The 12,273-nt window shown below is 74.6% G+C and carries 9 protein-coding genes; 1 reads left to right on the top strand and 8 read right to left on the bottom strand.

Annotated elements, in window-relative coordinates:
- Positions 1-196 precede the first annotated feature (196 nt).
- A complete protein-coding gene (locus tag ACWDX7_RS25895; RefSeq protein WP_451491897.1) occupies positions 197-589 on the top strand; it encodes a DUF3662 domain-containing protein in 393 nt (130 codons plus the stop codon).
- A gap of 133 nt (positions 590-722) precedes the next feature.
- Here ACWDX7_RS25895 and thpR read toward each other — a convergent pair whose 3' ends face one another.
- The 8 genes from thpR to ACWDX7_RS25855 all read right to left on the bottom strand — a co-directional run bounded on the left by thpR (position 723) and on the right by ACWDX7_RS25855 (position 11,842).
- Positions 723-1,349: an RNA 2',3'-cyclic phosphodiesterase gene (gene thpR / locus ACWDX7_RS25890; RefSeq protein WP_451491896.1), complete on the bottom strand. Its 627-nt coding sequence runs from the start codon at positions 1,347-1,349 to the stop codon at positions 723-725.
- Positions 1,350-1,782: 433 nt separating this feature from the next.
- A complete protein-coding gene (locus tag ACWDX7_RS25885; RefSeq protein ID WP_451491895.1) occupies positions 1,783-3,462 on the bottom strand; it encodes a thiopeptide-type bacteriocin biosynthesis protein in 1,680 nt (559 codons plus the stop codon).
- 37 nt (positions 3,463-3,499) lie between these two features.
- On the bottom strand, positions 3,500-5,428 hold the full coding sequence (locus ACWDX7_RS25880) for a TOMM precursor leader peptide-binding protein (RefSeq protein WP_451491894.1): 1,929 nt from the start codon (positions 5,426-5,428) through the stop codon (positions 3,500-3,502).
- Positions 5,425-7,455 (bottom strand): hypothetical protein, encoded by a 2,031-nt coding sequence (locus tag ACWDX7_RS25875; RefSeq protein WP_451491893.1) that lies wholly within the window; start codon positions 7,453-7,455, stop codon positions 5,425-5,427. Before ACWDX7_RS25875 ends, ACWDX7_RS25880 begins: the two co-directional genes overlap by 4 nt.
- A complete protein-coding gene (locus tag ACWDX7_RS25870; protein WP_451491892.1) occupies positions 7,452-8,597 on the bottom strand; it encodes a lantibiotic dehydratase C-terminal domain-containing protein in 1,146 nt (381 codons plus the stop codon). Before ACWDX7_RS25870 ends, ACWDX7_RS25875 begins: the two co-directional genes overlap by 4 nt.
- 29 nt (positions 8,598-8,626) lie before the next feature.
- Positions 8,627-11,332, bottom strand: coding sequence for a lantibiotic dehydratase (locus tag ACWDX7_RS25865; protein ID WP_451491891.1), 2,706 nt, complete (start codon positions 11,330-11,332; stop codon positions 8,627-8,629).
- A gap of 86 nt (positions 11,333-11,418) precedes the next feature.
- Positions 11,419-11,598, bottom strand: coding sequence for a thiazolylpeptide-type bacteriocin (locus tag ACWDX7_RS25860; protein WP_451491890.1), 180 nt, complete (start codon positions 11,596-11,598; stop codon positions 11,419-11,421).
- A gap of 52 nt (positions 11,599-11,650) precedes the next feature.
- Positions 11,651-11,842 carry a thiazolylpeptide-type bacteriocin gene (locus ACWDX7_RS25855; protein WP_451491889.1) on the bottom strand — a complete coding sequence of 64 codons (192 nt, stop codon included), beginning with the start codon at positions 11,840-11,842 and terminating at the stop codon, positions 11,651-11,653.
- Positions 11,843-12,273 lie beyond the last annotated feature (431 nt).

Here is a 12,273-nt window from a genome sequence, read left to right as displayed (position 1 = left end):
CTACCGAACACCGATACCACCCGGCCCACCAACAGCGCCCCCAAGCACAACGTACGCACAGACCGTTGGCGAACCTTCGATACGCCGTCCTCGAATCCCCAGGACAGGCCACCCACACCAACCAACACACCCACCACAACGCCGACGCCGGAACAGATCCCGGATAGATCCCGCTGTCCGGGGGCAAACGCGCCGCATGAACGCACTCCGCCACTGGGAAAATGTCGTTGAGCAGTGGGAAAACGCACTGCTCACCAGACTGTCGCCACGCGAGCCGGTCGAACTCCTCGAAGCCCTACGACAGGAATGCGACCAGCAGGCAGTCATCTGCAGCCACGACCGCGTCGTGGTTCCCAACGCCTACGAAGTGGAACTGCCTCCAGAAATCCACAGAGAACTGGCACCCCAGGCCCACCGCATCGGTCCGCTGCTCACCGACGCCCTCGCCCGCCATGGCGAGGCACACAACTACGAATGGGCCGGCCCCCTGACCGTACGGCTCCGCCCGTCACCCCACCTCCGCGACAACCGCTACCGCATCACCAGCACACCCACCGCCCACATCAGCACCCAGGCGTTCACCGACTGACACACACGCCAGCGCAGCACACCACCGCGCTAGCGGGATGAAAGAAGGGTGGAAATCCTGGAAGCGGGGCAGCCCTCCCCCGCTCTTCCCGCCCGTGAGCGACGGCGCTCCAGCTGCGCCGCCGCCCGTGCCTTCAGTCCCGCTTCCCACCCTCGAAGCTCCACGCGTCCACATCGCGGTAACGGATCGGCCCGGGCCCGCGCGCGGCGTTGCTGGCCACCAGATGCAGACGTCCGGCCTGCCAGCAGCCGCCCACGAAGCCGGTCAGCCCAGCGGCAGCCTCCACCACGGACGACGGATCGTCCCGACGTGCGCGGGCCAGCGTCAGATGTGGACGCAGCGGTCGGCCCTCGAAGGCGATACCGCACTCCTTGACGGCGGCGCGCACTTCGCCGGCGAGCAGGTGCAGCCCTTCCAGATCGCCGCCGATCCCGGTCCACAAGACCCGCTCGTCGAAGTGCCCTCCGCCTCGCAGAGTGAGTTCCAGAGGCCGCCGCGTCGCCGCTAGGCCGGCGAGCGGCGGCCGCAGGAGCGAAACGGTCTCAACGGGGAGCTCCCCGAGGAACGCCAGGGTGATGTGCCAGTCCTCGATACGGTTCCACCGCATGCGCGGGTAGGCGGCATAGGCAGGCCGCAGCTCCCGCGCCAGTTCCTCTTTCGCGACGTCGGGCGGGGCGAGAGCGATGAACACGCGAACGGCCGCAGCCCGCATGCGTTCGTCCGCGAAGGACTTCGTACCGTGTTCGGATGGTTCAGTCATCTTCTGTTCCGTACTCGCAGCCCGGCCGTCGCCAAGCCTCCCGCCCGCGCACCGGCCCCCCGGTCCCCGATTGCCAGCGCGAGGGCACCCGGCGGCGCACGCCTGGCACCGGCGCACGGGCGCGGTAGCTGGCGCAGGGCGGGCGCTGCGACGTCGCTGCCAGAGCCCTGAGAGCTGACCCCGCAGCTGCCTCCGTGAGGCCTGTATTGGCGTAAATAGTGTCATGCGATCCGAAGCCCCGGCATGCGGGGCTCATGCGGGGCTCACGTCTGCCGTGGAGGCCGCTTCGGCTTACGAACATCCGCAGGCCCGGCGGACGGGGCAAGAGCGCTGGTCGGCACCGCCCAGGCCCGGCCTCGGGGGCCGGGCCCGCGACGGTGCTGCGGCACTGGTCGCGCACGCCTTCTCCGACGGGGCCGGGCGCGGAGCCGGGTCACGTCTTCGGGCGACACCCCAGCGGCAGGAGGTACTGCAGCGGCTGGTCGAGGTCGTCCAGTCCGAGGAGTTCGTGGGCCAGGTCGTCGTGGAAGCCGCCCAGCGGGGTGCCTCCCAGGCCCAGGGCGGCCCCCGTGAGCAGCAGCGTCTGGGCCAGATGGCCGGTCTCCAGCAGGGCCAGCCGCAGAGCGCGCAGGCCGTAGCGGCGGCGCAGCAGACCGAGGTCCGCGTAAAGGGCCAGGACCACGGGCGCCTGGTTGATGCCGATCCAGTCGGGGTCCGTCGCCGGACGGGACAGGTAGGTCGACAGCGGTTTGATCTCCGACACCGGGGGCACCGGCCCGATGTGACGCAGGGTCCGGCGTTCCGGAACACAGTCGTACGTGCCCGCCGGGACACCGGCGACCTCCAGCACCAGCAACCGCACCCGGGCCGTGTACAGCGCGCCCGCGCTGGGATAGGGCCGGTGGACCAGCGCCCGGACCGAGCCGTCGTCGAGGTGCTGTTCGGAGCGGCTGCTCTCGGACAGGGAATGCCACAGCAACGCGCCCAGGGTGCCGGCGTCCAGCGGGCCCCCGAGCGCGCCGCGTGCCGATGACCGGTCGGCCAGCACGGTGCGCAGCGGAACGTCCGGAAGCGGATCTGCCGGCAGGGCGACCTCAGGGCGGGGCGCCAGCGTACGGGACGGCGGCGTACGCGGCGGCAGCGGCCGCAGCGCCGTGTCCTCATTGCGGCCGATCTGGAACTTGCTCCGTTCCAGGTACTGGAGGTCGGGCGCGGTGTGTCCGGACGGGAAGTAGCCGGGATGCTCCTCGGTCTCCAGCAGGGTTCGGGCGGCCAGCCGGCACACCGCCCGCTCCTCGTCGGGGGTGACGCCGAGCCGGTTGAGCAGCATGTGGAGCTGCGAGGCCCATACCTGGGCGGCCGCGGCCTCGGGCAGGTCCTCCCGGCCGCGCAGCAGTGCGTCGGCCTCGCGGACTCCGTCCGCCCACCGGTGGAGCCAGGGCGCGGCGGTGCCTGCCGCGAGCTGTTCCCGCAGGTGGGCCGCGCGCCCCGTCAGGCTGGTGCGCTGCGCGGCGTAGACGGAGTTGACCCGTGTGTGCACGGAGGCGCCGGGCAGCAGCGCCACCTCGGTGACCCACCGCCAGCCCGCCGCGTGCCGGCGCAGCCAGCGCGCCGCGGTGAGCCGGTCCATGCCGAGCGCGTAGCCCGTCGCGTGGGCCAGGTCCGCCGCGGATGTCAGCCGCGCCGCCGCCGTGCCGCCGTGCACCTGCCGCAGGGCCTCCAGCGCCACCTGTGTGGAGGTGGCGAAGACCTCCTCGGCTATGGCTTGTGTCTGCGGCCCGCCGCCGTAGCGCTGCGTTTCGGGTACGTACGCCGTGGCGCGGACCTCGCCGTGGCGGGACGGCCACGGGCCCGGCACCGCGGGCACTTCCTTCGCGGCCACGGCCAGCTCGTCCGGCAGTCGGGCGGCGGCCCGTGTGCTCAGGCCTCGTACCCGGATCCGGACGTGGGGGCCGTCCTCGCCGTAGCGGATGAAGAACCACTGGGCGGCTTCCCCCGATGCCACGAGCCCGTCGAGGAGCGCGGCCGCGTGCCGGGTCAGGAAGGTGTCGACGTCCTCGGTCGTGGAGTGGAGGAAGAGGTGGAGGCCGTGCCAGGTGTCGGTCGTCGTCATGTGCGGTCCTCGTGGTGGGGTCCGTGGGCGGCGGGCATCAGGGGAAGGGGTGCGGATGGATCGCGAGGTCCTCGTGGCGCAGCGGCCGGTCCGTACGGCCCAGCCGGTACGGCACCTCCAGCAGCCGCGGCAGCCCACGGGTGCGGTGGTTGACGTGCCCGAAGGTCATCGGCAAGGAACCGGGTACGACGACCTTCACGCAGTGCAGGCCGAGCCGGTCGCGCAGCCCCGGCTCGGTCTGGTCGACGGCGATCACCTCCAGGCCGGCCCGGGACAGCCGCTCCACGGTCGCCTCGAGCAGGGCGGTCAGGTCGTCCACCGGTGCGGGGGCCCCCGGCCAGGCTTCCGCGATCGTCGTGTGCGGTGTGTCGGCGAAGAGGAACTCCAGGCGGGGGCCCGCCTCAGGAAGGGTGTTGAGGCCGACGTGGTCGTCCAGGCTGGTCACCAGTTCCGGCTGGTCCAGCATCGGCCGCAGCCGCCCGGGATCGCGCGGGCGGCCGGGGGCGAGGGAGCGGTGCCCCGACTCCAGCACGTTGGTGACGACCTCGGCCACCGCGGACCGGATCGCCGCGCGCGGGTCGTGGTGGGCTCCCGCCGCCAGGAACATCCGCGGCGCGTCGGGATGGGAGCCTTCGTACCGGCAGACCGCCACGACGGCCGGGATGCCGAAGTCGTTCGTCGCGTCCAGCAGGATCAGCCGGTAGCCCGCCAGGGCCGCCCGGTCGGTCAGCAGGGCCGTGTCGAGGTCGTCCGGGGCCGGTTCGACGCGTCGCAGCGGCGTCGCCGCGTACCACGCCATCAGGAAGGCGTCGCGCTCCGCCACCTCGAACAGGCCGTAGAGCGCGGCCTCTTCGGGGCTGTTGCCCAGTCCGCAGCCGTTGGAGGACTCGTACACCACGCGGGGCCGGCCGGCGCCCGGCACGTCCCAGTACGCGACGTGTTCGGGGACGGCGATCGCCCGTCGCCGGGTGAGCGACCAGCCGTGCACCCAGTCCAGTTCCAGATCCGGTGTGTACGGGACGGTCGTCGACGCCGGATGCCCGTGGTAGGCGGGGTCGGGCAGGCCGAGCCGCCGCGGGTCCAGCGCCCGGTCGGGGCCCAGCTCGGCGAAGGAGGCCCGCAGGTTCGTGCGCCGGCCGGTCGGCCGCATCCCCGCGTACCTCTCGACGCTTTCGAACAGCGCGATGCGCTCGCTGTCCGCGAAGTCCGCGGCCCGCCCGTATCCGCCGTCGTCCACGAGCCGTCCGTCCGTCACGAACGCGGTCGTCAGGCAGAAGGCCGAGTCCTCGGTCCGGAACAGGCGGCGTACCGGACCGAACCGCTCGTCGTGCAGTGCGCCGCGCAACCGGTTCAACCCCGTGCGGGGGTTGGCGGCGCGCAGCACGTACGGGTCGTCCAGCGGGCGGGGCGCCGAGGGCAGCGGGGCGGCGCCGGCCGCGGAGTCCGGGGGCAGGGGACGGCACACCGGGCAGCCCCCGACGGGCCGGACGTGGTGGGTGGACCAGGTGCCGCGCCCCTGGTGCACCACATGGACGACGGCTGTTCCCGGGTGCTCGCCGGGCGGCGGGTCCCCGCCGTCCAGCAGGTCCGTCGCGAGGGCGCCGACAGCTTCGGCCAGGGCGGGGGACGGTACGCCGGCCAGCGCCAGGGCCGGGCTCTGCCAGGGCACCCGGCCGCCCGCCGTGGCCAGCCGCTGGTATTCGGCACAGCACAGGCAGGCTGCCGCGCCCGGCCGCAGCACGGGCCCGACCACCGCCTGGGCGCCGTCGAAGCGTACGGGGACGAGGGTGACCGGATGACTGAGCGCGTGCCGGCTCAGTTCCTCGGCGAGCCCCAGTGTCCACTGGGTCAGCAGCACCACGGCCGGGCCGGTCGTCGTCCCGGTCGCGGACGCGGAGTCGAGCACCGGCACGGGCAGGACGCCGAGCTGCCCGGGCCCGGGCGGGGACTTCGTCGGTTCGTTCATCGTGCTTCCTCGGGGGTGCGCAGGACGGTGAAGCCGAAGGCCCGCAGCCGGTCGGCGAGTTCTGTGGGCCGCAACGGAACCTGCGACGGGGCCTGTGACGGCGCCTGCACGGGGACTTGCGACGAAACCTGCGGCGGGGCGGGCGCCGGGGCAGGTGCCCGTACGGGGACGGGCACTGCCGCAAGCCGGCGCAGCGCGTCCTGGAGCGCCTCTTCACGGGCGGCCACGTCCGCCAGCCAGCCGCCGGTCCACCCGCGGTCCTCCCATGCGGCCGTCCGGGCTCCCGCGCCGGCCAGCGGGGCGATCGCGCCGCCGGAGGGGCGGGTACGGCGGTCCGGCGCCCCCGTGGCGCAGACGGCGGTGACCGCGGCGAGGGCGGCGAACGCCGCCGCGTCACCGGGTGTGGCCTCGACCGCGCCGCCCAGTACGACGGGCGCAGACGGCTCTCGCAACGGATGCCCGTCCGTGCCCGCCTGACTGCCCGCGTCCCCAGCCGGTACGGTCCGGCGGACGGTGGCGTGGTACACCTCCTCGCCGCGGAAGGGACGGGAGACCTCCAGGTGGGCGGGAACGGCCAGACGGACGGTGAGCGTCGTCCACCAGTGGCGGACCTGTGGATGCCCGGACCACCGTGCCGCCGGCACGGACGTGTGCCCTGCCGAGGCTTCGAGCCGGCGGTGGGCAGCCGCGCGCAGGGCACGGCCCCAGGCGTGCCCGGGGTTCGCTCCGACGGTGAAGTGCTCCTGCGCCAGCAGCAGTTCGGCAGCCCGGCAGAACACCTCCAGGCGGGCGAGGTCCAGCCGCGGCGCGCCACCGACCAGGGGCCCACCGAGTCCGGCCGCCTCGGGCAGCGCGCAGGCGGCGAGCGGCACGGGCAGCTGCCGCAACGGCGCCGGGAGCGGCTCGGGCAAGGCCCCGCACCGCTCGTCACCGAGGGCCGCCGCCCGCCGCAGCGCGGCGCCGAGGGTCTCGGCAGGGGGCAGGTCCGTCCGACGGTCGGGATCGAGCCGGTCGGGCCCCAGCCAGGTCCGGTAATCGGCCCGCAGGGGGCGGGCGTCGGCCAGGAGCACCGCGGGAAGCCCGGGCAGCAGCCGCTCGTCGTCCCCTTCGCTCGCGGGGTCCGGCAGCCCGGCCACCTCACACAGCAGGCGGTGCGCCGCGGAGCCGGCGAGCAGGGCGGCGAACGCGGCGGCTCCGGCGGGCGCGGCGGCTCCAGCGGGCACGGCGGAGCCCGGAGGCTCGGCGGCTCCAGCCGGCGCCGCGGCTCCTGCGGCCGAGACGTGAGTGAGGCCTGCGGCGGGATCCGGGGGCGCGCCAAGAGCCAGCCGTGCCTCCAGAGCCGCCGCGTCGGAGCGGACCTGGGCCGCGCTGCCCGGGGCGGTGGCGTAGCCGCTCCCGCCGCACAGCCCGGCCGCGACGGCCCGGTCCGGTCCGTCACCGCGGGCGTACAGGAGGACCCGCCCTACGGGCAGGCCCGGATCGGCGGTGTACGCGACGGGCAGACCGCCGCGCGCCAGAGCCCGTCCGGCAGCCTTGGCCAGGGGGTCATCGAGGGCGCCGGCCACCACTTCGGCCCGCGTGGTGGTGAGCGAGGCCGCCGCCCGCGCGGGCCACTCGGCCGTCACGTCGAGCCACTGCTCGACCGGACCGGAGCCCCCGTCGTGCCCGTGCTCCGCCGGCCGGCCGGATCCGCCGACCGGTGGGGCGGGCTCCGCCACGAGCAGGTCATGGGCGTCGAGCTGTCCGACGAGGATGTCGACGGCCGCGCGCAGGGCCGAACCCCGCTCCATGCCGTCCAGGAGGTCTTCGAGTGCGCCGAGGCGCAGCGGTTCTTCCAGTAGCCGCCACAGGGCGGGCAGCGCGGTGCTGCCCTCCAGCGTGACGCTCCCGCGCCGGCCCCGCAGGTGCAGGCCGCTCCGCAAGGGGGTCACGGCGACGCCCGGACGCAGCCGCCGCACGATCCGGGCCCCGCCGGCCGGTGCCGGCAGAGCGGTGCCGCCGGGGGCGGCTGACGTTCCGGGGGTCATGCGCCCTCCACCGCGTGGACGGCCGCGCCGAGCTCCGCGCGCCAGTCGCAGCCGGTCAGACCGGGGACCGTACGGACGACGAGGTACGCCGCGAGGTACCGCTCCAGCGGGCGGACGTCGCAGATGGTGAAGAGCCGGTACAGGGCGTTGGTGCAGGCCCGGTACACCAGGTAGTCGGGGCGGCTCCACATCGTGGCCTGCGGGTCGCAGCGCCGTAGCAGGTCGTGGAACTCGCTGTACCGGGTCCGGACGTCGGGGTTCCAGCGTTCGGCCGCCGCGGTGTCGCCGGTGGCAGCGGCCCGTGCCCGGTATTCCAGCGGGGCACCGTGGAGGTCCGCGCCGGCGTCGTACCGGCTCTGCGCCAGTTGCCAGGCGCCCGCCGAGTAGAGCGCCCAGTCCCGTTCCCCGCCGTGGGCTCCGCCGTCGGTGATCCGCCCGACGAGCCCGGTCACCGCGGCGCCCGCGCGCCGCCAGTGGCCTTCGAAAGTCTCCCGCAGCCGTCCGTCCGGATCGTCGTGGAGCAGGAAGTCCTCCAGGTGGGAGACGTACGAGTAGTGGCCGTCCGCGAGGCCGCCGGGGTGGGCGCGGGCATGCGCGGCGAGTCCCGCCACGGCGAGCTGAATGCGGGCCTGCGCGGAGTCGCCGTGCTGCGCGAGGAATGCGGCGCCGGCCCGCAGCGCGCCGAGGCCGGCTCGCAGCAGGTCGTCGCGCAGGTCCGCGCCGTCGTCGCCGAGCAGGGCGCGCACGCTCGATCGGTCGACCGCCTCGATCCGGACCGTGTTGTCCGCCTCGATGGGGCCGTAGGGCGGGGCGATCAGTTCGGCGCGCCCGGCCTCGGCGGCCCGTTCCAGTAACTGAGCGTGCGTCAGGTCGCCTTGCGAGGGATGGGCGCGCAGCCAGTCGCGGATCCGGGCGGCAGCGGACTCGGCGGCGGACTCCACCTGCACGGGCGGGCCCTGGAGACGCAGCCGCAGGTGGGGGCCGTGCAACCAGTGCCGTTCGACGTGGGCGGCCAGTCCGTCGGCCGCGCAGGCCTCGGCGAGCGGCAGCAGCACTCCGCGCAGCAGCGGCGCCTTGACGGGGTGGTGGAAGTAGGCGACCACGTCGCGGGCGCCGTGGTGGTCGGGTTGTGCTCCTGGCACGATGCGTTCCTCCGTCGTCTGCGGGCAGGTCATGCGGGCCGCCCGGCCCGGTAGACCTCCAGTACGAGCTCCACCGCGCGGGTCGGCGTCGCGAGGCCGCCGGACGCGGGCATGGCCTCCTCCAGGACCGCTCCGCCAGGGTGGCGGGAGAGCCACTTGGCCAGGCAGCGCAGGTGCAGCGCGTTGCCGAGGTCCACGAAGTGGGGCTTTGGGCGGTCCAGGGCGCTCAGGAAGTCGTCGGCGGCCCGCCCGGTGGAGGTGTTTGCGACCGGGTGCAGGAAGACCTGCTCGGGGAGGCCCAGCAGCGCGCGCCAGCGGGCGGCGGCCTCCGCCGGGACCGTGCCGGAGCCGAGGTCGGCGCGCAGTTCCCGCACCACCTCGGGCGGCAGCGTCCAGCGGCGGCGCTGGAGCACGACGTGGCGGTGGCGCAGTGCGTGGCTGCGCGTCACCCGGCCGCCCGGCGCCGGGATGCTCTGGCGGGGGCCGAGCGCCCGGAAGTCGACCGCTCCGTTGGGCTGGTCGGCCAGGTGGGCGCCGAGGCGGCGCGGGAGCAGGAGGGGGGCCAGGAAGCCCGCGTACAGCACGTCCAGGAACTCGCCGGTGCTCCGCAGCCGCAAACGCACCTGGTCGGTGGCCTCGTCGTGGTGGAGCTCCACGTCCGCCTCGCCGATCGACGCCCAGCGGCGGTCGGGGCCGATCTCGTCCGGGACGAGCAGGGGGTGGAGGTTGGCGTTGAACCCGCCGACGGGCCGGATCTGCGCGGCCCGCGCGCCGGGCCCCAGCCCGCACCGGATCTGGTGGGACACCTCAGCGGTCGCGCGGGGGTCCAGGGCGTCCAGGAACCGGCTGGTGAACCGGCCCCATCCGCCGTACACGTGGTTCACGCAGAGCAGGCCCCGGGCCGGGTCCCGCTGGAGGAAGTACGCGTAGCTGAGCGCCCGTTCGCGGGCCCAGCCGGGCAGCCGCTCGCCGAGGGACGTGACGAGGCCGGGTGGCAGGACGACCTCGTCGCCGTCAGCCGCCCCAGCGGCCATGGCCTCCCGGACCCCGGCGGCGAACTCCGCGCGGAGTGCGGCGAGCTCGCCGGTTCCCGTGGGGAAGGCGGTCCGGTCGGCCGGGGCGAGGGCGGCGATGCGTCCGGCGGCCTCCCAGGCCTGCGCGACCTCGGCTCCGAACTCCCACGGGTGGGGGCAGCTGCCGCCGTGGCCGTATCGCCCGACGAAGCGGTCCCGTACGAGGCGGCGGACGATGTGGCCGAGGTCGAAGAGCTCCGCCAGGGCGGTGACCTCGCCGAGGGCCTCATGGTCGGCGGCGTCGAGATAGCCGTCGAGCTCCAGCGGGCGGGGGGCGACGACGTCCTCGGACAGTACGGTGAGCGGGGCGGAGGCGGGCGGGACGGGACGCCCGGCGTCGGACAGCTCGCTCCTCCAGCGCTCTGCCAGGTCGGCGAGGAGGGCGGGCCGCTCTGCGGCGGGCGCTGCTCCGAACTGCGCTGTCAGGCGGCCTATTTCACCGATGCGGTCGGCGCGTGCCGCATCCTCGGGGTGTGTCGCGCCGAGCGCCGACAGCCATGCCGTGAGCCGGGCCACGGGGTCGGTGTCCTGTGGCGGGAGGGGGTCGCCCGGTACCAGCAGGCCCGCCTGTACGAGGCGGTCGAGGAAGGTGACGGCGGCGGCGCGGCCATCCTCCGCACCCTTCAGGGCCGCGCCCAGCAGGTCGGTCAACTCATGGAGGGGTACGAGGTGTTGGGCGTGCCCGGTGACCAGGCTCAGGGGACCGCCGAAGGGCAGCTCCACCTCGTCCTCCCCGGACACGAGGTAGCGGCCCCCGGCGAAGGTGGCGCGGTCCCGGGAGTACGCTGCCCGGCCCGCCGTGACCCGGGCCGTACTGGTGATGCGGTGGGGGATCGAGGCCCGGCGGTGCGCAGCGTCCAGGAGGGCGAGGGTGAGGGCGGTCGTCAGGGTGCGGTTGACCTTCACGACCGCGCGCAGTGCGCCCCCGGACAGCCGCGGGGCATCCCAGGACGGGACCGGGCGGCCCGGCGATTGGGGCAGCGTGCCCCACCCGACGGCGGTGAACCAGGACAGCGGGCTGGTCTTGGTGCTGGCCCGCAGGGCGTAGCGCAGCACGGCCGGTTCTTCCTTGCGCGCCCTGCGGTCCGCCGCGCCGGTGCCCGCCCGTTGGACGGCCCGGAGCAGGTCGGCGCTGGTGAGGGCGACGGCCTTGCCGAGGGCCGGTTCCCCGCACTGGGCCGCCAGGGCCGTGCGTTCGGCGGCGAGGGCCCGCTCGCCGGTGGCACCCAGCTCGGCGACGAGCGCGCTGCGGCGCTCGCGGAGGGTGATCCAGGAGGCGAGCCGGGGCACCCGGTCCGGCAGGTCGCCGAGGCGTCGCAGCAGGGCGGAGCGGGGTTCGCGCCCGTTGTGCAGGGCGCGGCGCAGCGGAAGGACGACCTCGCGGTGGAATTGCGCCGGATGGTGGTCCCGGCTGTCGTACAGGTCGTCGCAGAGCGGCGCGTTGGTCTGGAGCAGCTGCGCGTCGACCCGGTGGAGGCGGGCGAGGAGTGCGCGGAACTCCGCTGCGGCCGGCGCCTGGGCCGGATGGGCGAGCACGCTGGCACGGAGGAGCGCGTACGACGCGGACCGCACCCGGTAGCCGTCTTCGCGTGCGGCCGTACGGTGCGGCGGCTGCGGCTGCGGCTGCGGCTGCGGCTGCGGCTGCGGCTGCGGCTGCGGCATGGTGGCCTCGTCCTGTCGGTGATGGCGCGCGGACCTCCCGCCGCACGCGAGGCGCGGCGGGAGGCGTTCGCCGTACTGGTGAGTGGTTACAGCGAGGGAACGTCCGGCGTGGGCTGCGCGCAGGAGGACGAGCCCTGGCAGGAACAGGAGCCGTGGGAGGCTCCGCCCTCGGGCAGCGCCACCGTGTCCCGCATGGAGGTCACGGTGAGGTCGCCGAGGTCGAGTTCACCGAGTTCGAAGCTCGGGGTCCGGGTGTCATGGGTCATGGACATCTCCTCTGCTGGAAGGCCTGGGGTCGGATATTGCGCGTACGGGCGGTCAGCCCACGAGTCCCTCGGCCTGCAGCTGCGGCTGGGCACAGGAGGACGAGCCCTGGCAGGAACAGGAGCCGTGGGAGGCTCCGCCCTCGGGCAGCGCCACCGTGTCCCGCATGGAGGTCACGGTGAGGTCGCCGAGGTCCAGCTCCAGGTCCTGGAGGGCGAATTGCGGGGTGTGTGCTGTGTCGGACATACGTGTCTCCCGGAAGTGGTGGGGAAGCCGAAGGTGCACTGAGACGAAACGCCGCGGTCCAAGGGGGCCGAACGGCCTGCCCGCACGGGCTGGCTCTCGTGGTGATCCGGTCAAGCGCGAGGCCGGACGGCCTGTTCTCGACGGCTGGAAGAGACTGATTCGGCCCCCCGGACCGGACGTTGTCCGGCCGATGATGCGACCGGAGTCGAATGATCGCCCAGCCGGCTGAGGAATCGCTAGCGCGGGACTGACAAAGGTCATGTCGTGGCGCGGCAGCGTTACCCCTGGGGCACGTGACGCCCTGTGTGGGGGATGGGAGGGCCCTGCCCCGCCAGCCCAGGACGGCGGTCCGGGCCGTGAACGCGTAGGCGTACGCGTGGAGGCGCGCCCGTCGGACGTCGTGAACCGCCCCGGAGAGCTGCCGGGCGAGG

The sequence above is a fragment of the Streptomyces sp. NPDC003034 genome, from assembly GCF_053591375.1.
This window is presented reverse-complemented; position numbering and strand designations above follow the sequence as displayed.